General features: G+C 71.7%; 16 protein-coding genes. 3 read left to right on the top strand and 13 right to left on the bottom strand.

The annotated features are described in order from the left end of the window. Position 1 precedes the first annotated feature (1 nt). Entirely contained in the window at positions 2-334 is a 333-nt protein-coding gene (locus tag P5G50_RS04740) for a DUF7882 family protein (protein WP_301210152.1), read from the top strand. Here the strand turns inward: P5G50_RS04740 and P5G50_RS04735 are convergent. The 3 genes from P5G50_RS04735 to P5G50_RS04725 form a co-directional block, all read right to left on the bottom strand. Then, positions 331-1,188: a carbohydrate ABC transporter permease gene (locus tag P5G50_RS04735; RefSeq protein ID WP_301210151.1), complete on the bottom strand. Its 858-nt coding sequence runs from the start codon at positions 1,186-1,188 to the stop codon at positions 331-333. The genes P5G50_RS04740 and P5G50_RS04735 overlap by 4 nt on opposite strands. Then, complete coding sequence (locus tag P5G50_RS04730; RefSeq protein WP_301210149.1) at positions 1,185-2,219, bottom strand: carbohydrate ABC transporter permease; 1,035 nt, start codon at positions 2,217-2,219, stop codon at positions 1,185-1,187. Before P5G50_RS04730 ends, P5G50_RS04735 begins: the two co-directional genes overlap by 4 nt. A gap of 84 nt (positions 2,220-2,303) precedes the next feature. After that, positions 2,304-3,584: an ABC transporter substrate-binding protein gene (locus tag P5G50_RS04725; RefSeq protein WP_301210147.1), complete on the bottom strand. Its 1,281-nt coding sequence runs from the start codon at positions 3,582-3,584 to the stop codon at positions 2,304-2,306. A gap of 63 nt (positions 3,585-3,647) precedes the next feature. Here P5G50_RS04725 and P5G50_RS04720 point away from each other — a divergent pair, with 63 nt between their 5' ends. Continuing rightward, positions 3,648-5,285, top strand: coding sequence for a glycoside hydrolase family 13 protein (locus P5G50_RS04720; RefSeq protein ID WP_301210146.1), 1,638 nt, complete (start codon positions 3,648-3,650; stop codon positions 5,283-5,285). Between the two features lie 39 nt (positions 5,286-5,324). On the opposite strand, the gene P5G50_RS04715 is transcribed toward P5G50_RS04720, so the two are convergent. The 5 genes from P5G50_RS04715 to P5G50_RS04695 form a co-directional block, all read right to left on the bottom strand. Next, positions 5,325-6,422, bottom strand: a complete 1,098-nt coding sequence (locus P5G50_RS04715; RefSeq protein WP_301210638.1) for a LacI family DNA-binding transcriptional regulator — start codon at positions 6,420-6,422, stop codon at positions 5,325-5,327. A gap of 137 nt (positions 6,423-6,559) precedes the next feature. Continuing rightward, positions 6,560-10,501, bottom strand: a complete 3,942-nt coding sequence (locus P5G50_RS04710; protein ID WP_301210145.1) for a hypothetical protein — start codon at positions 10,499-10,501, stop codon at positions 6,560-6,562. A gap of 158 nt (positions 10,502-10,659) precedes the next feature. Next, positions 10,660-10,995 (bottom strand): VOC family protein, encoded by a 336-nt coding sequence (locus P5G50_RS04705; RefSeq protein WP_301210143.1) that lies wholly within the window; start codon positions 10,993-10,995, stop codon positions 10,660-10,662. 35 nt (positions 10,996-11,030) lie between these two features. Beyond that, positions 11,031-11,855: a phosphatase PAP2 family protein gene (locus P5G50_RS04700; RefSeq protein WP_301210142.1), complete on the bottom strand. Its 825-nt coding sequence runs from the start codon at positions 11,853-11,855 to the stop codon at positions 11,031-11,033. A 71-nt stretch (positions 11,856-11,926) separates the two neighbouring features. Then, entirely contained in the window at positions 11,927-12,817 is an 891-nt protein-coding gene (locus P5G50_RS04695; RefSeq protein ID WP_301210141.1) for a DNA-methyltransferase, read from the bottom strand. A gap of 49 nt (positions 12,818-12,866) precedes the next feature. Between P5G50_RS04695 and P5G50_RS04690 the strand changes: the two genes are divergently transcribed. Continuing rightward, entirely contained in the window at positions 12,867-13,151 is a 285-nt protein-coding gene (locus tag P5G50_RS04690; protein ID WP_301210139.1) for a GNAT family N-acetyltransferase, read from the top strand. Here P5G50_RS04690 and P5G50_RS04685 read toward each other — a convergent pair. The 5 genes from P5G50_RS04685 to P5G50_RS04665 form a co-directional block, all read right to left on the bottom strand. Beyond that, complete coding sequence (locus P5G50_RS04685) at positions 13,111-13,482, bottom strand: hypothetical protein (protein ID WP_301210137.1); 372 nt, start codon at positions 13,480-13,482, stop codon at positions 13,111-13,113. The genes P5G50_RS04690 and P5G50_RS04685 overlap by 41 nt on opposite strands. Next, positions 13,479-14,354, bottom strand: coding sequence for a heme ABC transporter ATP-binding protein (locus P5G50_RS04680; RefSeq protein ID WP_301210135.1), 876 nt, complete (start codon positions 14,352-14,354; stop codon positions 13,479-13,481). The genes P5G50_RS04685 and P5G50_RS04680 overlap by 4 nt, the downstream gene beginning before the upstream one ends. Before the next feature lie 32 nt (positions 14,355-14,386). Further along, positions 14,387-15,478, bottom strand: coding sequence for a FecCD family ABC transporter permease (locus P5G50_RS04675; RefSeq protein ID WP_301210134.1), 1,092 nt, complete (start codon positions 15,476-15,478; stop codon positions 14,387-14,389). Next, positions 15,475-16,560, bottom strand: a complete 1,086-nt coding sequence (locus P5G50_RS04670; protein WP_301210133.1) for a heme/hemin ABC transporter substrate-binding protein — start codon at positions 16,558-16,560, stop codon at positions 15,475-15,477. The genes P5G50_RS04675 and P5G50_RS04670 overlap by 4 nt, the downstream gene beginning before the upstream one ends. A 134-nt stretch (positions 16,561-16,694) precedes the next feature. Continuing rightward, positions 16,695-19,652, bottom strand: a complete 2,958-nt coding sequence (locus P5G50_RS04665) for an HtaA domain-containing protein (RefSeq protein WP_301210132.1) — start codon at positions 19,650-19,652, stop codon at positions 16,695-16,697. Positions 19,653-19,743: the final 91 nt, after the last annotated feature.

Raw genomic sequence — 19,743 nt, 5'->3', positions numbered from 1 at the left:
CATGGGCTACTTCGCCTACGACGGCCGAGAGGTCGAGTTCGACGACCGGACGCTCGCGCATCTCCACGTCGTCATCATCAACAAGCTGCGCAGCGGCCAGAGCTTCGCGTTCTCGTGGAAGGACCCGGCCGACAGCGGCGGAGGCCGCACGAGCGTGTGGCTCCACCCCACCAGCAACGTCATGTTCCACTTCTCCGGCTCGCGCGCCCCCGTACTCAACCGCGGCTGGCTCGCCCGCCTGGCCGAGACCGCCGACGGCCCCCGCGGGCTGATCGTCGAGCCGGAGGAGCAGCCGGTGAGGGAGGAGGCGAAGCCGACGCTGGTGGTGGCCTAGCCTTTCACGCCGCCGGCGGTGAGGCCGGCGACGATGCGGCGCTGGAAGATCAGCACGAGGATGATCAGCGGCACGGTGACGATGGTGCCGGCGGCCATGACGGTCGTGTACGGCTCCTGGTGGGGCTGGCTGCCGGTGAACGACGCGATCGCGACGGTGACCGGTTGGGTCGCGTCGCTGGAGAGCTGGCTGGAGATCAGGAACTCGTTCCAGGAGGAGATGAACGCCAGGATCGCGGTCGTGAACACCGCCGGCGCGGCCAGCGGCAGGATGATCTTGCGGAACGCCTGCGCCTGGGTGCAGCCATCGATCCGGGCGGCCTCCTCCAGGTCCCACGGCATCTCGCGGAAGAACGACACCAGCGTGTACACCGTCAACGGCAGCGCGAAGGAGATCTGCGGGATGATCAGCGCCTGGTAGGTGCCCATCCAGCCGATGTTGGTGAACAGCTGGAACAGCGGCGTGATCAGCGCAACGCCCGGGAACATCGACGCGGCCAGGATGATGCCCAGCACGATGCCCTTCATCTTGAAGTCCAACCGGGCCAACGCGTAGGAGGCGAAGATGCCGACCACCAGCGACACGACCGTGACGCAGATGCCGATGAACAGCGAGTTCAGCAGCGCCTGCGCGAGGTGGTTGCCCAGCCGGGTGGAGAACGCGGTGATGTAGTTGTCCAACGTCACATGCGTGAACCACGGCGTGTTGTCGTTGGTGTACCCGACATCACGGAACGAGGTCACCACCATCCAGTAGAACGGCAGCAGACACCACAACACGATCACGATCGCCTGCACACCGGTACGCACACTCTGATTGCGCTGACGGAGCCGGGTCGGGCGTACTGCGGTCATCGGCGTGCTCCCTTCTGCTGCGCCTGCTGGGTGCGGACGACGTCGGCTCCGAGCACGCGCACGAAGATCAGCGCGACGCCGAAGATGATGATGAACGTGATGGTCGAGAGCGCGGCCGCGCCGTTGAAGCCCTGCCGGATCTGGTCGACGACGAGGATCGACAGGGTCGTCGTCGCGTGACCGTCGCCTCCTCCTCCCCCGGTCAGGATCGCGGGGAGGTCGTACATGCGCAGCGCGTCGAGCACGCGGAACAGGATGGCGACGAGGAGCGCCGGCTTCAGCAGCGGCAGCGTCACGCTCCAGAAGCACTGCCAGGTGGAGGCGCCGTCCATGCGGGCGGCCTCGTACACCTCCTCGGGGATGATCTGCAGGCCGGCGAGGATCAGCAGCGCCATGAACGGCGCGGTCTTCCAGGTGTCGGCGATGATGATGGCGAACCGGGACGCCCACTCGTCGCTCGTCCACAGGATCTGGGCGCCGAGTACGGCGTTCGCCACTCCCGCCGCCGAGAAGATGAAGAACCAGAGCTTCGCGGTCACCGCGGTGGGCACCGCCCACGGGACCAGGATGGCCGCCCGCACGATCGCGCGGCCGCGGAAGGCGCGGTTCATGACGACGGCGAACCAGACGCCGAGCACGGTCTCCAGGGCGACCGTGACGACGGTGAAGAAGAAGGTGACCAGCGTCGCGTTCCAGAATTGGGCGCCCAGGCTGCCCGGGGGGCAGGCGATGACGGCGCCGTCCGGCCCCATGCAGCGCTGCAGCAGCCAGTGCGCGTAGTTCTCGAACCCCGCGAACCCGCCCTGCACGAACAGGCCGGTCGCCGGGTCGAGGCCGGCGTCCTTCTCGAACGACATGACGACCGCGCTCACGATCGGGTACCCGATGACCACGGCGAGCAGGACCAGGGTCGGGAGGATCAGGAGCAGCGCGGACCGTCTCCCCGCGCGCTGCTGCCTCCGGGCCCCGTCGCGCGCGGGAGGTCGCGGGCGGGCGGGTGACGGCGGTGCGATGACGTCGGGCGTCGACATGGGGCCTCCGGAGGCAGGTGGGAAGGATGGGACCGGGCGGCGGGAGGGTTCCCGCCGCCCGGTGAGCGATGCGCCGCGCGACGCCTAGCCGGCGGAGGCGGTCTGGATGGCCGAGGCCATGTCCTTCAGCGCCTCGTCGACCGTCTTGTCGCCCTTCAGCGCCGCGTAGGAGTTGTCCTGCACGGCCTTGGTGATGGCGGGGTAGAACGGCGACACCGGACGCGGCACCGCGTTCTCGATCGAGGTCTTCAGCGTCGACAGGTACGGCAGCTGCGCGTTGAGGTCGGCGTCGTCGTAGAGCGACGCGACCACGGGCGCGAGCGAGCCCTGGGTGACGAAGAACCGCTGGGTCTCCTCCGACTGGAGGAACTTCAGGAACTCGAATGCGGTGGCCTTGTGCTTGGAGTACACGCTGATCGCGGCGTTGTGACCGCCCAGGCTCGATGCGCCGGGCTTGCCCTCCTCGACACCGGGCAGCGGAGCGATCCCGAAGGTGTCCTTGACCGTCGACTCGCCGTCGGTCTTCGCGAGGCTGTAGACGTACGGCCAGTTGCGCAGGAACATCAGCTTTCCGGCCTCGAACGCCTGCCGACCCTGCTCCTCCTGGTAGGTGATGGCCTCGGCCGGGATCTGGCCGCCCTTGAACGCATCCACGAGCCGCGAGAGGCCCGCCTTGGCCTCGGGGCTGTCGACCGTGACCGTCTTGCCGTCGTCGCCGACGATGGCGCCGCCGTCGGTGTTGATCGCCTCCGCCGCGTTCACGGTCAGCCCCTCGTACTGGGCGAACTGTCCGGCGTAGCAGCCGATGCCCTTGGCCTTGGCGATGTCGCAGTCCTTCAGGAGCTCGTCCCACGTCGCGGGCGCCTTCTGCACGAGGTCCTTGCGGTAATAGAGGATGCCGCCGTCCGACGCGCGGGGCGCGGAGTACTGCGTGCCGTTGTACGTGCCGGACTTGACCGTCGACTCCAGGAGCTTCGAGTTGTCCATCTCGAAATCGCCCTTCAGCGGCTGGAGCCAGCCCTTGGCCGCGAACTCACCGGTCCAGACGACATCCACGTCGACCACGTCGTAGTTGGAGTCCTTGGCCTGGAAGTGCTGCACCAGGTCGTCGTGCTGCTGGTCGGCCTTGTCGGTCTGCTCCTTGAAGGTGACCTTCTCGTCCGGGTGGTCCTTGTTCCACTTGTCGATCAGCGGGCGGATCACGTTCGAGTTGTCCTTGCCCTGGACGAACGTGATCGGGCCCTTGCCGTCGAGACCGGAGTCGGCGTCGGATCCGCCTCCCGATCCGCCGGTGCCGGAACATCCGGCGAGGACCGCGCCGATGGCCGCGATCCCGATTGCGATGGTGATGCCTCGTGCTCTCATGACACTCCTCGTCGAGTTGGGGGCGGGCGTCGGCCCGCGCTGTGTAACGATACTATTCGAAGCGTGTGTATCGATACTATTTCTTCTCGCAACGGGCAGGACTGGTGGCGCAGCGCCGTGATCTACCAGATCTACCCGCGCTCCTTCGCCGACGCGGACGGCGACGGCATCGGCGACCTGCCCGGCATCGCGGCCCGGCTGGACTACGTGCAGGGGCTGGGCGTCGACGCGATCTGGCTCTCGCCGTTCTACGTCTCTCCCCAGGCCGACGCCGGGTACGACGTGGCCGACTACTGCGACGTCGACCCGGTCTTCGGGACGCTCGACCATTTCGATTCGCTGCTCGCGGAGGCGCACCGGCGCGGCCTCCGCGTGATCATCGACCTCGTCCCCAATCACACCTCGTCCGAGCATCCGTGGTTCGCGGCGGCCCGGCAGTCCGCTCCGGGAAGCGCCGAACGCGCGCGTTACGTCTTCCGCCCCGGCCGCGGGCCCGCCGGCGAGCTGCCGCCGAACGACTGGATCTCGGTCTTCGGCGGCCCAGCATGGTCGCGTCTGCCCGGCGATGCCGAGTGGTACCTCCATCTGTTCGACGCGCGGCAGCCCGACCTCGACTGGCGCAACCCGGAGGTGGTGGAGGCGTTCGACGACGTGCTGCGGTTCTGGCTCGACCGCGGCGTCGACGGCTTCCGGGTCGACGTCGCACACGGGCTGATCAAGGACCCCGCCCTGCCCGCCTGGGACCGCCCCTCCGGCGAGATCGTGGACGGCGGCGCGCGCGGGCCGATGTGGGATCAGGAGGGCGTGCACGACATCTACCGGCGCTGGCGGTCGCTGGTCGGCGAGTACGGACCGGACCGTGTCCTGGTCGCGGAGGCGTGGGTCGCGCCCGCGAGCCGGCTCAGCCGGTACGTGCGGCCGGACGAGATGCATCAGGCGTTCAACTTCGACTTCCTGACCGTCGGCTGGAGCGCCGAGCGCGTCCGCCGGTCGATCACGACCACGCTGCGCGAGAACGACGCGGTGGGGGCGCCGACGACCTGGGTGCTCTCGAACCACGACGTGATGCGCGCCGCCTCCCGCTTCGGCCTGGCGGACGCCGTCTCATGGCCGCCCGCCGCCGGGCCGGGGACGCCGCCTCCCGACGGCGCCCTGGGTCTGCGGCGAGCGCGCGCGGCGGCGATGCTCATGCTCGCACTGCCCGGGTCGGCGTACGTCTACGCGGGCGAGGAGCTCGGCCTCCCCGACCACCTCGCCCTGCCCGCGGAGGCGCGACAGGACCCGACCTTCCACCGCACCGGGGGCGTCGAGCACGGGCGCGACGGCTGCCGGGTGCCGCTGCCATGGGCGGAGGACGAGCCCGCCTACGGGTTCAGCCCGAGCGGCGCCTCCTGGCTGCCGCAGCCGGAGGAGTACGGCGCGCTCAGCGTCGACCGCCAGCTGGCGGACCCGCAGTCGACCGTGTCGCTGTACCGGCGATGCGCAGCACTCCGGACCGAGTTCGCGCTGGGTCTCGGCACGGTGGAGTGGCAGGAGGCCGCCGACGGCGTCGTCGCCTTCACGAACGGAGCGGTCCGCGTCGTCGTCAACCTGGGCGACGAGCCGGTGGAGCTGCCGGCGGCCGGGCATCGCGTCACGAGCATCCCGGAGGCGATCAGCGAGGGGAGGCTCCTGCCCGACGCGGCCGTGTGGCAGTGGTGAGCGTGGCAGTGGTGAGCGGGGTGGCGGTGCAGCCTGCGGTCAGGCGCGCCGCCGCCTGGTCGTCGCGCGCACGGCGAGCGACCACGGCTCCTCCACCGCGACGCCCTCCGCCGGCTCGCTGAGCTGCCCGAGGGCGAGGAGGGCGCAGCGCGTCCCCTGCTCCTCCAGCGATTGGTGCACGCTCGTGAGCCCCTGCTGCTCCGCTTCCGCGGAGTCGTCCCACCCGCTGACCGACACGTCGTCGGGCGTCGTGAGACCGCGGTCCGCCAGCACGTCGAGCACGCTCAGCGCCAGCTGGTCGCTCATGGCGACGACCGCGTCCGGCCGCACGTCGCGCTCGAACAGCTCCTCGATCAGCGGCCGGGCGTCCTGCCGGTGGTTGCGGCTGACCACGGCCACCGGCACCGCCTCCCACGCGTGTCCGAGCCGCTCGCATGCCGCCCTGAAGCCCTCGAGGCGCTGGCGCGCACCGGGGAAGCGGATGTCGTCGAGCGCGGGCCCGTGCACGATCACCGGGTCCTGGTCGTCGTCGAGGGCGAAGCTGACGACCGCGGGCGCCGCCGCGCCGGCGAACGTCACCTCGGCGATCGCCTCCGCCGCCGCGCGGTCGTCGATGGTGACGACGTGCACGCGCTCCGCGACCGCGCCCTCCGGGTCGCGCAAGGAGTCGGGCTGAGCGCCCTGGATGGCGATCGGCTTGCCCGCCGCGATCAGCGCCTCCAGCAGCGGCCCCTCGGAGACGCCGGTCCACCAGATGAAGGCGTCGGCGCTCGACTGGTGGATGCGGTCGCCGTCGGACTCGTCCCCGCTGACCGGCAGGAGGGTGAGGCTCTGCCGGAACTCGACGCAGACGGCGGCGACGCCCGCCAGGAACCGGCTCGACTGCGGATCGTCGAACGCGTAGGTCAGGCCCTCCCCCACCACGACGGCCACGCTGTTGCTCTTGCCCTGCCGCAGCGAGCGCGCAGAGGGGTTGGGGCCCTGGTAGCCCAGCTTCTGGGCGGAGGCGTTCACCCGCTCGCGCGTCCTCGGCGAGACGCGGTGCGGGCTGCTGTAGGTGTACGAGACCGTCATGACCGAGACGCCCGCATCGCGCGCGACGTCCGCCATGGTCACCTTCGGCCGGCTCGCCCTCATCGCCACCTGTCCAGACTAGTCGGCCACCCCGCACGGCGACGGCGGCCCCGGGGTTCCCGATACCCCGGGGCCGCCGCCGGATCACGTGAGCCGGATCACGTGAGCCGGCTCATGCGAGCGGACTCATGCGAGCCGGCTCATGCGCGCCGGCTCCGCCGCACCCCGAAGGCGACGGCACCGACAGCGATGAGCGCTGCGGCGAGCAGCCCGAGCGGCCAGGCCGCGTCGCTCCCGGTGCTGGCGAGCACGCCGTCTCCGGAACCGGTGGCCGCGGGGTCGCTCGCGCCTCCCGCACCGCCGCTCGCACCGCCGCCTCCGGCACCCCCGCCGTCACCCCCGCCGCCCGGGCCCGCGGCGGCAGCGATCCTTACCGCGGCGGAGGTCGCCGTCCCGTCGTCGTAGCCGGCGAGGGAGGCCGTGACCCGTACGGAGATGGCGTGACCGGCATCGGCGGCCGTCGGCGTATAGGTCGCTCCGGTTGCTGCGGCCGCCGGCTGAGCCACGACAGCGGCGAGAGCGGACGCGCCCGACGCGGCCGGAGCCGCGGGCACCTCGATCGGCCGGCCGTCGCGCAGCCACCGGTAGGCGAAGCTCGCGCCCTGGGCCGTCCACGTCCCCTGCTTCGCGGTGAGGGTGCTGCCCACGACCGGCTTGCCGGAGATGCTCGGCTGCTTGGTGGCGGTCAGGACGGGGTGGCCGAGCTTGATCGTGACCTTCGTGGTGCCCTTCGGCAGCGAGATCGTGCCCGCTGCCGCATCCACCTTCGCGCCCTTGACGTTCACGGAGGCGATGTTGTCCTTCAGCGCCATCAGCTGGACGCTGATCCCGGGGACCTTGTCCAGGTCGCCGCTGAAGGAGAGCGCGACCGTGTTCTTCTTCGCCTCCATCGCATAGCCGATGCGGCCGCCGTCGCTCACCGGGAAGTCGTCGAGCGCGACCTTCTTCCCGTCGGCGACCCACTCGGTCGGCACGCCGCGACCGATGATCAGGGAGCCGTCGGAGGCCAGCGAGACCAGGGAGTCGAACAGCATCTTGGTGTTCATGGCCTGACCCCACATGTGCTGGTCCGACCCGCCGCCGCCGGAGGCGTGCGCGATGTCCCATGGCGAGCCGTCGCTGGGGTAGGCGACGCCCTCCCACCAGCCGAACGGGCCGCTCTGCGAGTGGTCGATCATGAACTCGTACGCCTTGATGCCGATGTCGCGGTACTGCTCGCCGCGCAGGGCCGCACCGCCGTAGCCGGCGTTGTACGCGCTCGAGTAGAACCCGTGCGGGTAGCCGCCGAAGTTGTACGGGGAGTCGGAGACGCCCTTCCGGCGGTCGATGCCGTACGCGTACGTCTTGTCGATGTCGGTGAGCATCGAGCCGGACTGCGGCATGCCGTAGAGGTAGCTGTCCCAGGCCCAGCCTCCGAAGAGGAACATCGAGGCCCAGTTCGCGTCGCGGGGGTCGCTGCGCGGGCCGGACTCGTTCGGCTGGTCCATGGCCATCGGGATGTAGCCGAGGCCGTACTGGGCACGGGTGGCGTCGAGCTTCGCGTTCGCCGCGGCCATCAGGCTGTCGTACTCGGACTGCGCCCAGGCGGCCTCTGCCGGGTCGCCCAGCTTCTCGGCCAGGTACTTGTAGGTCGAGAGGCCGTAGAGCGCCGACCAGTTGTCGACCGTCCAGTGCCCGTCGGAGTCGATGGCGTTGGTGATCTTGATGATGCCGGTGCCGCCGTCCTCACGGTCGCTCGAGATCGTGTGGGTATTCGTCTTGATCACGTCGAAGTGATCGCGGACGAAGCCCTCGTCTCCCGTGCGCTGGAGGTAGATGGCGTACGGGACGCTGTACTTCCACTTGGCGTCCTGGTACTGGAGCTGGGCGGGCAGCGTGGCGAGGTAGTCCTTCGCGTAGGTGAAGTCGCCCAGGTTCAGCAGGTTGGAGACGATGCCGATCGTGTCGTGGTCGAACATCTCGTCGTAGCCGTTCTCACCGACGTGGAGCTGCTTCTGGCCGTTCACGTCGTCCCGGATCAGCAGCGTGTAGATGTAACCGGCCTTGTAGGCGTTGATCAGGCGCGCGTCGGGCAGCGCGGTGATGTCCGCGATCGCCGACAGGCGGCCGTTCCAGTAGTCGCGCATGTGGCTGTAGTGCTCGTCGTACGAGCCGAGCGCCTGCAGCTGCGCGTCCGTGGGCCAGGCGTAGGTGTTGCCGAAGCGGTCGGCGCCGATGGCGTAGTCGCGGACGACGGTGGCGCCCGCCGCGACCGTCGTCTCGGCGGCGCCGCCGTTCAGCGGGACGAGCGCGGTGGAGACGCGCGGAAGCGTGGCCGCGGCGGCGGTCGTGTTCTTCGTCGTCATGCGTGAGTAGGCGACCTCGAACCGGTTGCCTCCGACCGTGACCTCGTCCGAGAAGCTCTGGATGGTGAACTCCAGCCCGCCCTTGGCATAGGTGCTGATGAAGGCCGGGAGGTACCCCTCGGCGTTGCGCCAGCCGATCTTCCCGGGGATGTCGGGCACGCCGAACGTCACGATGGTGTTGCCGTGGTCGCGCAGACGGTAGCTGCCGTCGATGAAGGCGATGGGAGCGTCCTTGTCGCCCTCCCAGCCGAACGACGCCGTGAGGCCCGGGTTGGTCTGGTACGTGTACTGCGCTCCGCTGGAGCTGGCCGTCGCCGCCGCCACCGCGGCCTGGAGCAGCGCGACCTCGCGCTGCACATCGAGTGCGGGGGCGCCGGCGTCGGCGAGCAGCGCCTTCGCGACCTCGGTCTCGGCGTCGAGCTGGTCGGCGATCGCCGGCTCCGCGCCGGACGCGTCGAGGGCCTCGGCCTGCTGCACGAGCGTGGAGAGGGCCGCATGGAAGTCCTGCTCGGCCAGCGTGACACCGGCGAGGGTGACGTTGCCGTTCCCGTTCGCCTCGGTGGTGTTCGTCAGCTGCGTGCTGATCTTCGCGGACGAGCCGGCCGGGATGGAGACGGTGTACAGGTAGCTGACGGCTGCGCCTCCGGCGCTGAGACTCCCATCGGTCAGGACCGGGGTCGTGGCTCCGTCGAGCGTCACCGTCAGCTGAGCGGTGGCCTGCCAGGCGCCGGCGACGAATCGGAGGGTGCGCGGGCCGGGTGCGGAGGCCACCGTGAGGTCCCAGCCCCACGGCTGGGCGAAGTCACCGGTGCGGGCCAGGAAGACCCCGCCGGTGCGGGTGCCCGGCTGCTGCACGACCGTGGTGCCGTTGCTCCATGAGTACGTGGCCGGGTTGTCGCCCTGCTGGTTGATCGTGCCGGAGGCGTCGCGATTGGCGACCCCGAGCGAGCCGTCGCCGTCGGCGGAGCGCTCCATCGTCGCGCCGTCGAGGTGCAGCCAGTCGAGTGCGCCCTCGGCGGTGAGGTCCATGGTGGAGGGGACGGGACCGGTCGCGAGCTGCGGGCCGCTCTCGAGCGAGCGCAGAGCCGCACCCATGAATGAGACGTTCCCGTCGCGACCGTGCACCGCGCGCAGCGTCGCGGAGATCACGGCGCCCTCGCCCGGGCGGAGGGTCACCGTCGTCTTCTTGACGGAGGCGGAGCCTCCCGCCGAGAGCTGCGTGCCGTACACGGCGGTGCCGTCGAGCGTGGTCACGCTGAACCGGGCGTCGGCCTGCCAGATGCCGCTCACGAGGACGACCTGGCGCACCGAGTCGGCCGCCGGGACGGTGAGGCGGTAGCCGGCATCGTACGCCGTGGTGTCGCCGACGGTGCTGAGGTCGTAGCGGTACACCGCGCCCGTCGTCACCCCCTCCGCCGAGGCTGTGCCCGCGCCGTCCGACCAGCTGAACGCGATCGGGCTGTCCGTGAGCGTGGCGAGGGGCGTGTCCGGGTGGAGGTTCGTGAGCTCGAGCGGATCGGAGGCCGACGCCTTCGTCTCGGTCCCGGATCCGTCCGCATGCACCCAGCCGAGCGTGCCGAGTGCCGTCAGGTCCATGGACCCCGCTGCTCCTGCGCCGCCGGCGAGCGTCTCGCTGCCGACGAGCAGGGGCGCGGGAGCCGGTCCCGCCGCCGCCGCCGACAGCACCGGCGTCGTCACCGACGCGAGCAGCGCTGTCAGCGCGATGGCCGCTGTCACGCGGCCCTTCCGAATGGTTCGAGTCATCGCTGGCCTTCCACACCGTTGTCAAAGGAGGCGGGCGCCGTGCGCCACGCGTCGAGTGAGAACGTACTGCGTTTGTACCGATAAAATCAAGAGCGGGTTTTATCGATACGATCAGCTCAGCCGACCGGCTCTCACAACTCGATGGGGAGCCCCTCGGGGTCGTGGAGGCGCGCGAACCGCCCGTACTCGGTCTCCCACTCCGGCCGCCGCTCGACCGGCACGCCGGCCGCCTCCAGGCGCCCGACGAGCGCGTCGAGATCGTCGACGCGCAGGTTCAGCATGAATGGCTGGTCAGGCGCGAAATAGTCGCTCGCCGCTGGGAAGGGGGCGAACACCGTCATCCCGGCCGCCTGCTGCCAGACCCGGTCCTGCCCCGCCTCGATGTCGAGGTGCTCGCGATACCAGGCCGCACGCGCCTCGGGGTCGCTGCTGCGGAAGAAGAGGCCGCCGATGCCGGTGATCGTCACGGCGCGATGCTACCGCGGCACCGGCGCCACGGCCCCTACGCCAGCGCCCGGTACAGCCGGTTCCCCACCACCGCCAGCAGGAACCCGGCCGCGACGATCGCCGCCACGCCTCCCGCGTACGCGATGAACAGGTGCTCCGCCCCCGACTGCGCCGAGAAGTACGTCACCAGCAGCGATGTCACCGCGCCGACCGTGCAGAGGAGGGCGATCCAGACCAGCGGCCAGAGTCTCGCGCTGACGGGAGGGTCGGCGGGCCGCAGACGCAGCCCGGCGAGAACCATTCCGGCGACGCAGGCCCAGAACGCGACCACGAGCATGCCCGCGATCACGTCGCTCGGGCGGTGCCACTGCTCGACCAGGGTGGAGGCTCCGGCCGCGATCGTGAAGACCGCTCCGACGACCGCCGCCACCGGCCGGTACCGCGGCGACGCCACTAGGAAGACGACGAGCGCCGCCGAGGCCGCCACCGCCGTGTGACCGGAGGGCAGCGAGTTGGCGAGGCCGACATCCACCCCCTTCGCCGGGCGCGACAGGACGGCGTACTTCAGCAGCTGCGTGCTGACGTTCGCCCCGACCGCCGCGCCGACCGCGATCGCGAACACCAGCCAGTTGCGGCGGACGAGCACGACGATGATCGCGATGACGGCTCCGGCGACCACCGAGGCCACCGGCAGCAGGTCGAGGAAGGTGTTGGCCAGGTCGATCAGGTCGCCCTTCCAGGCGTCCGCTCCGGCGAAGGCGCGCTCGTCGATGACCTGGCCCATGTAGCTCTGCACGAAGACGAGGTAGACGACCGTGAAGGCGGCCGCGATCCCGAGCGCGCCCCACAGGAACGGCAGGGCTCGGAGCGCGGGTCGCATAGTCACCAACCCTTCCACACGGTCCTCGGAGAATTCCGCACGACCGCTGCGCGTTCCGGGACCCTGGCGTGTCATTCCGTGAAGCGGATCCCCGGTGCCGTGGCGGCGAACCGCTCCCGCATGACGCCGACCGCCGCGGGGTTGCTGTCGACCAGCAGGAACCGGCGGCCGAGTGCGTCCGCGACCGCGCCGGTCGTGCCGCTTCCGGCGAAGAAGTCGAGCACCCAGTCGCCCTCGGCGCTCGACGCCTGCACGATGCGGCGGAGCACGCCCTCCGGCTTCTGGGTCGGGTAGCCGGTCTTCTCGCGGCCGGTCGGCGACACGATGGTGTGCCACCAGACGTCGGTCGGCAGCTTGCCGAGCTCGGCCTTCTCGGGGGTCACCAGCCCGGGCGCCATGTACGGCTCGCGGTCGACGGCGGCGGAGTCGAAGTAGTAGGAGGCCGGGTCCTTCACGTAGACGAGGATCGTGTCGTGCTTGGCCGGCCAGCGGTTCTTGGTCTTGGCGCCGTAGTCGTAGGCCCAGATGATCTCGTTGAGGAACGACTCCCGCCCGAACAGCGCATCGAGCAGCACCTTCGCGTAGTGCGCCTCCCGGTAGTCGAGGTGCAGGTACAGCGTGCCGTCGTCGGCGAGCACCCGCCAGGCCTCGATGAGCCGCGGCTCCAGGAACTCCCAGTAGTCGTCGAAGCGGTCGTCGTAGCGCAGCAGGTCGCCCTTGATGCGCTCGTAGCTGCGGCCGCCGAAGCCGATGACGCTGCCGGCGCCTCCCTCCGTGCGGACCGAGGTGGTGCTGCGCCGCGTCTGCGTACGGCCGGTGTTGAAGGGAGGGTCGAGATAGATCAGCCGGAACGACCGGTCGGGCAGGCCCGCCACCACCTCGAGGTTGTCGCCGAGCACCACCGTGCTGGGCGCGCCCGCGTGCCAGAGCGGCGGTGGGGCGTCCGGGAGGGCTTCGAGCATGCGTCCATTCTCGCCTACGACCTCGCGAAAGCCGGGCTACGCTGGCGCCATGAGCCTGACGGTGGAGAACCAGCCCGACCAGTCCCGCTACGCCCTGCTCAAGGACGGCGCGGTGATCGGGATCGCCGAGTACGACCTCCGCGACGACGCCATCGTCTTCACCCACACCGAGGTCGACCCCGAGAAGCGGGAGAAGGGGATGGCCTCGCACCTCGTGCAGACCGCCCTCGACGACGTGCGCGACAACACGCGGCTGCGCGTGATCGCGTCGTGCCCCTACGTGCGGAGCTGGCTCAGCGAGCACCCCGACTACGCTGGTCTGCAGCGGCGGTAGCCCGCCCCTCCTCGCTCGGAGCACGGCCTTCGGCGCGCTGACCGCGGCCGGCCGAGCCGACGTCGATGGTGATCCGGCCGCCCTCCCAGCCGCCGTCGCCGCGGTCGCCGGGAAGGGGCGCCGGAGCGGGCAGGAGGGTCTGGCGGTCGAGCTCCTGCTGGGCCTCGTGCCGCGTCGGCGCGAAGACCTCGTCGAACGAGCCGCCGATCGCGCCGCTCATGGTGCCGGAGCCGCGGCGGGCCTTGTTGGAGAGGTCGATCCAGCCCAGGCGCACGGCCACCACGATCAGGGCGACGATCACGACGACCGCGCCTACGACCCACCAATTCACCGATCCAGGGTACCGGAGGCCCGCCGCACCGCCGGTGGACGCACAGGAAGAACCAAGGGAACGCCGGTCGACGGATGCGGGATCACATCGACCGGATGGGCGTAGACCTGGCCGATCAAGTCGGCGGTGAGCACCTGCTCCGGCGTCCCCTCCGCGACGACCCGACCGCCGCTCAGCAGCACCACGCGATCGGCGTAGGCGGCGGCCAGGTCGAGGTCGTGCAGCACCGCGAGCAGGGCGCCGCCCGCCCGCGCGAGGCCGGTCGCCAGGGCGAGAACCTGCTCCTGGTGCCCGAGGTCGAGCGCATCGGTCGGCTCGTCGAGCAGCACGATCGGGCAGCGCTGGGCCAGCACGCGGGCGAGCGAGACGCGGGCGAGCTCCCCGCCGCTGAGCGTGGTGACGTCGCGGTCGGCCAGGTGGGAGGTGCCGGTCGCCTCCAGCGCCTCCGCCACGATCGCATCGTCGTCGTCGCTCTGCGGCGTGCGCGCCCACGGCATCCGGCCCATCGCCACGACCTCGCGCACAGGGTACGAGAACGAGACGCCCTTCTGCTGCAGCAGCACCGCGCGCAGCCGGCTCAGTTCGGCGGGGCGGAGGCGGTGGGCCTCCCGACCGCCGATCAGGGCGGAGCCGTCGTCGGGAACGGTGTCGCCGGCCAGCACCCCGAGCGCGGTGGACTTCCCGGCGCCGTTGGGGCCGATGAGCGCCACCAGCTCGCCGGGGCGCACCGCCAGGTCGACGCCGTCGAGGATGCGCCGGCCGCCGACGGTGACGCCGACCCCGCGCAGCTCGGCGCCGATCCCGGCGCGGGCGCCGAGCGCGGCCGCATCCGCGGGTCCCGACACGCCGTCCGCGCCACCGGCGCGCGGCATGTCGGGACCCCTGTGCGGGCGGGAGGCCGCGCTCATGCCCGCTCCCCCGTCGCGATCGTGCGCCGCAGCAGCACGAAGAACACCGGACCGCCGACGAGCGCGGTGAACATCCCGATCGGCAGGTCCGCGAACGGCACCGCCGTGCGTGCGACCACGTCGGCCACGCCGATCAGCAGCGCTCCCCCGAGCGCGCTGGCGGGGAGCAGTGCGGCGTGCGCCGGTCCGATCAGCAGGCGCAGCAGGTGCGGGATGATCAGCCCGACGAACGCGATGATGCCCGCGAACGACACCGCTGCCGCGGTCAGCAGGGCGACGAGCAGGATGGCGAGGAGCCGCACCCGTTCCACCGGCACGCCGAGATGCCGGGCGCTGCGGTCGCCGAGGGCCAGCGCATCCATCCGCCGGGCGAGCAGGGAGGCTCCGATCACCCCGACGATCAGCAGCGGGAGCGTGACGGCGACCGCGGACCAGTTCGCGCCGTTGAGCGAGCCCAGCTGCCAGAACATGATCTGCTCCCGACTCGCGGTGTCGGCGAGGAAGACGAAGAGCGCGATGACCGCGTTGGCCACCGCATTGACCGCGACCCCGGTCAGGACGAGCATGAGGACCCGCGTACGGCCTTGTGCACGCGACAGCACGTAGACCAGGAGGGTCGTCACGATGCCCATGACGAAGGCCGCGGCAGGCACGGTCGCGGCCCCGAACGTCTGGAGGCCGAAGACGATGGCTGCGCACGCTCCCACGGCAGCGCCGGCGGAGACGCCGACGACGGCCGGCTCGGCCAGCGGATTGGCGAAGACGCCCTGCATCAGCGCGCCCGCGACACCGAGCGCGGCTCCGACGATGAGGCCGAGCACGATCCTCGGGAAGCGCACGTTCCACAGCGCGCCATCGGCGTAGAGGTCGTCCGGCGTCGTCGGCGCGAGGCCGAGCCGCCGGCCGAGGGAGGCGAGGATCTCGGCCGGGCCCAGCGCGAACTGGCCGACGGCGGCGGAGAGCAGGGAGACCGCGACGATGAGAACGGCGAGCGCCGCGATGACCGCGACGCGGCGGCCGCGGGCACGGGTGACGGCGGCCACCGCCGGGGGGCGGCCCGCAGCCGACGCCGACGCCGCTCCCGTCACTCCACCCCTCCCGGCCGGTACAGCGCGTCCGCGAGCGAGCGCAGCACGGCGGGGGTGGAGGGGCCGAACGACAGCACCTGCCCGTCCGCCATGTCGACGATCCGGCGGTGCTGACCGGCGATCGTGTCGGCGACGCCGGGCCGCTCGAGCAGCCCCTCCACGCCTCCCGTTGACGCCAGGCCGTCGGTCATCGTGAGGAACACGTCGGGGTTCGTCGCCAGCAGGGCCTCGCTGTTCGCGGGCTTGGCGCCCGTGATCCCGGCCTGCGTCGCCACATCGACCGCGCCGACGCCGGCGATCAGGTCGTCGGCGCCCATCCCCTTGCCGAACAGGAAGAAGACACCCGCGCGACCGCGGACGTAGAGGAAGGCCACGCGCAGCTTCTCGGCGTCGGCAGCCGGCGCGAGCGCCGCGATGTCGGCCTTCGCCTCGGCGAGCTCCGCCTCGGTGCGGGCGACGAGCTTCTCACCGGTCGCGTCGAGCCCGACCGCGTGCGCGACCGCCTCGATCTGGTCGCCGATCGTGGCGACGCTGCGCTTCGGGTCGAAGAAGACGACGGGCACGCCGGAGGCGCGCAGCTGGTCCTGCACCTCGCGCGGCCCGAGCGTGGTGTCGGTCAGCACGAGCGTCGGGCGCAGGGCGAGGATCGCCTCCCCGTTGAGCTCGTGCCCGTTCTGCGTGACGAGCGGCAGCCCCTTCATCACGTCGAGGGTGTTGGAGGCGCCGCGCCCGACGAGCCGGTCGCCCAGCCCCAGGCCGACCACGGTCTCGGCGAGCGTGCCGTAGATGTCGAGCGCGAGGATGCGGCTGGTGTCGGTCACGGTGACGGAGGCGCCGCTCGCATCGGTGACGGTGACGGGGAGCGACGGTGTCGGGTGCGCCTCCACCGGCTCGATCGCGGCGATGGAGGCGGCGGTCGACGGGCCGGTGATGGTGCGCGGGTCGGGCAGGGCCTCTCCCGCGGGGGCGGAGGACGACGGGGAGGCGGTCGCGCGCGTCGAACCGGTCGGCGTCGCGGGCGCACCGGCCGCGCAGCCCGTCAGCACCGCGGCGAGCGCCGCCAGAGCGGTCAGCGACAGCACACCGCGGCGCGCGTCGCGACGTCGAGAGCGCGGCCGGTTCGTGCGGGGTCGTGGCGTGCGAGACCGCAAAATGCGGGCACGCCCGTGGGCGGCGCCGCTGCCGGCGCCGCCCACGAGGGTCCGATCGGTGCGGGTCACCGCGCCTCCGCGATCGTGTCCGCTGCCGTGCGCGCCGCGCGGCGACGGACGGCCACGACGGCCGCCACGCCGCTGAGGAGCAGCAGCCCGCCGATCAGCGGCCACCCGCCCGACCCGGTCGAGCCGGTCGACGCGAGACCGGTGGTGGTGGTGCTGTCGCACTCCACGTCGCCGCCGAGCGGCAGCCGCAGCGTGATCGGGTCGAGCGCGGCGCCGGCGGTGTAGAAGCCGGCGAACGCCTTGGCGCCGTCCGCGGTCAGCGTGGCCGCAGCTCCCTCGGCGCTGTAGGCCGAGCCGGAGGTGCCGCCGTCGAGCGCGATGCTCGCGAAGGCGACGCTCGCGTAGTCGGCCGGGGTGCCGGCCATGTCGGTCGAGTGCACGTCGGCGATCAGCGTGGCGGAGCCGGGGCTCGTGATCCGGACCGCGATGTTCGACAGCACCAGGTTCAGCGTGCCCTCGTGGCCGGTGAACGAGACGCTGCCGGGGAACCGGACGAGGCCGCGGGTCTCAGACGGGTTGAAGCTGCCCGTGCCGCCGCTCCAGGTGAACGCGCCGCCGTCGTATCCGACGCCGGACAGGCTCCACGAGCCGTTCGCGATGCCGCCGCTGATGTAGCTGCGGAAGCTCGACTTCACACCCCAGGCGAGGCTTGCGCCGCTGACCGAGCGGGCGACGCAGACGGGCGCGGCCGGCTCGTCGCGCGAGGCCTGCGGGATCGGGTCGGCGACCACGGCCGCCGGCTGCACGGCCTGCTCCACCGCGGGGGCGGCGGACGGCGCGAAGGCGGCCGGGTCGTCCGGGGTGAAGGCGGCGGTGAACGAGTGCGTGCCGGAACTGAGGCCGGTGAGGCGTGCGGTGACCGACGACGAGCCTCCGGCCGCCAGGGCCTTCGCCGTCGCGGCGGTGCTGAGCGCGGCCGTGGTGAGGGCCGAGGTGTCCGGCTTGAGGCGCAGCCCGCTGGCGACGACCGCGCCGCGGTCCGACAGCGTGATGGTGCCGTCGGCGGCCGGCGTGACCGTCACGGTGACGTCGAGCGCATCGTCGGCTCCGGTGACCTTCTGCACGTCGATGGCGAGGGAGGTCTTCGTCGCGCCCTCGACCGGAGGCTGCGCCGGCTTGGCGTAGGTCAGCGCGGTGACGGTGTCCTGCGATTTGTCGGCGAGGCCCTGACCGTGGGCCTTGGAGGTGTAGATCGCGTAGGCGGGGACCGTCGCGGTCGGCGCCGGGATGGTCAGCGTCACCGAGAAGGTGCCGTCGGCCTTGAGCGGCGCCATGCGCTGCTCGCCGGTCGGGACCTCGGCGTTGCCCGGACCGATCCAGATGGTGTTCCCGGAGACGAGCTGGCTGGAGCCGGCGTAGAAGCCCGGCAGCCCGGCCGGGCCGACGCCGAGGTAGATGCCGGGCGCGGCGGCCGAGAAGCCGCGGCCGGTGACGGTGATCGTGCCGCCGTTCACGGGGACCTCGGGCGCGGTGATGGTCGGACCGGTCGGCTGCGGCTTGGTCGCCACGCCGACGCTGACCGCGGCCGAGGTGGAGGCGGTGAAGGCGGTTGCGTCGGCCGGCGTGAAGGTCGCGGTGAGCGCGTGCGTTCCGACGGCGAGCGAGGTGACCGCGACGGAGGCCGCGCCCGCGGCGACCGGAGCGGTGGCGAGCTTCGCCGAACCGTCGAAGAACGCGACGGCACCCGCAGCGGCGGGCGCGACGGTCGCGGTCAGCGTGACCGTGTCGCCCTGCTTCACGCTGGAGGCGCTGGCGGCCAGGGTGGTGGAGGTCGTGACCGGCTGCGGCGCTGCCGCGGCGAATGCGATCGGCGTGTAGGTGTCCTGCGAGCGGTCGGCCGAGCCGTGCGCGGCGAACGTGTAGACGCCGCACTCCTCGGCGGCGCAGTCGACCGTGGCGCCGCCCGAGGTGAACACCTGCTTGAGGTTCGCGAGCGCGATCGAGATGGTGCCGTCCGCGTTGATCTTCGCGCCGTAGGTGCCCGCGACGGTGGCCCACTTGACGCCCTGGTAGTACGACGCCTTCACGAACCAGTCGGCGTTGTTCTTGGCCGACTTCGGGCCGACGCCGATGTAGAAGCCGGGCCCGCCGGTCGAGAAGCCCGAGCCGGTGACGGTCACGGTTCCCGCGGCGGGGTCGATGCCGGTGGAGGGAGAGACGCTGACCGTGGGCGTCGCCGGCTGCTGCGGGGCGGCGGTGACCTCCACGGTGACGGCCGACGAGGTCGACGGCGCGAAGGCGGCCGGGTCGGCCGGAGCGAAGGAGGCGGTGATCGTGTGCGAGCCGGCGGCCAGCGTCGTCGTCAGCGACGCGAACGCGCCGTTCACGGGCACGTCGCCGAGCGAAGCGGCTCCGTCGAGGAAGGTGACCGTGCCGGCCGCGGCGGGGCTGACGGTGGCGCTCAGGGTGACGCCCTCACCCTCCTTCACCGTGGCGACGCTGCTCGCGATCGTGAGCTGCGTGGCGGCGGGCTCGACGGCCGGCGCCGCGAACGCGATCGGCGCGTACGTGTCCTGGGTGCGGTCCGCCGACCCGTGGGCGGCGAAGGTGTAGACGCCGCACTCCTCGGTCGAGCAGTCGACCTGACGGCCGTTGGAGGTGAAGACCTGCGTGATGCCGGTGAGCGCCTGGCTGAAGGCGCCGTCCGCTCCGATCGAGCTGACCCACTTCACGCCCTGGTAGTAGCCGGCGTTGGTGAACCAGTCGGCGTTGTCCTTCGCCGACTTCGGGCCGACGCCGACGTAGACGCCGAAGACGCCGCCTCCGGTCGGGGTGAACCCGGTGCCGCCGACGGTGACCGTGGCGCCCGCCGGGTCGAGGCCGGTCGCCGGCGTGACGGTCGTCGTCGGCGCCGCGGCGAAGGCGGCGGTCGGCACGGCCGCGATGCCGGCGGCGGCGAGCAGTCCGGCCAGCGCGACGGCGAGCAGGCGGCGGGCGGATCGGGTCCGGGTCATGGCGCTCCTCGGTGGGGTCGAGCGATAGTTAGGTAAGGCTCAGCTAACTAAGCCTCGCCTAACCTAACAGACCTCTCAGTCTCCTCCGCAA

Source organism: Leifsonia williamsii (genome assembly GCF_030433685.1).
GTDB lineage: Bacteria > Actinomycetota > Actinomycetes > Actinomycetales > Microbacteriaceae > Leifsonia > Leifsonia williamsii.
This window is presented reverse-complemented; position numbering and strand designations above follow the sequence as displayed.

What these genes read in the sequence shown, in the direction of transcription:
- P5G50_RS04695 (WP_301210141.1), bottom strand. Translation starts at nt 12,817, where the DNA reads ATGCTCGAAGCCCTCCCGGACGCCCCACCGCCGCTCTGGCACGCGGGC.
- P5G50_RS04680 (WP_301210135.1), bottom strand. Translation starts at nt 14,354, where the DNA reads ATGCCGCGCGCCGGTGGCGCGGACGGCGTGTCGGGACCCGCGGATGCG.
- P5G50_RS04715 (WP_301210638.1), bottom strand. Translation starts at nt 6,422, where the DNA reads ATGAGGGCGAGCCGGCCGAAGGTGACCATGGCGGACGTCGCGCGCGAT.
- P5G50_RS04690 (WP_301210139.1), top strand. Translation starts at nt 12,867, where the DNA reads ATGAGCCTGACGGTGGAGAACCAGCCCGACCAGTCCCGCTACGCCCTG.
- P5G50_RS04725 (WP_301210147.1), bottom strand. Translation starts at nt 3,584, where the DNA reads ATGAGAGCACGAGGCATCACCATCGCAATCGGGATCGCGGCCATCGGC.
- P5G50_RS04735 (WP_301210151.1), bottom strand. Translation starts at nt 1,188, where the DNA reads ATGACCGCAGTACGCCCGACCCGGCTCCGTCAGCGCAATCAGAGTGTG.
- P5G50_RS04730 (WP_301210149.1), bottom strand. Translation starts at nt 2,219, where the DNA reads ATGTCGACGCCCGACGTCATCGCACCGCCGTCACCCGCCCGCCCGCGA.
- P5G50_RS04740 (WP_301210152.1), top strand. Translation starts at nt 2, where the DNA reads ATGGGCTACTTCGCCTACGACGGCCGAGAGGTCGAGTTCGACGACCGG.
- P5G50_RS04665 (WP_301210132.1), bottom strand. Translation starts at nt 19,652, where the DNA reads ATGACCCGGACCCGATCCGCCCGCCGCCTGCTCGCCGTCGCGCTGGCC.
- P5G50_RS04700 (WP_301210142.1), bottom strand. Translation starts at nt 11,855, where the DNA reads ATGCGACCCGCGCTCCGAGCCCTGCCGTTCCTGTGGGGCGCGCTCGGG.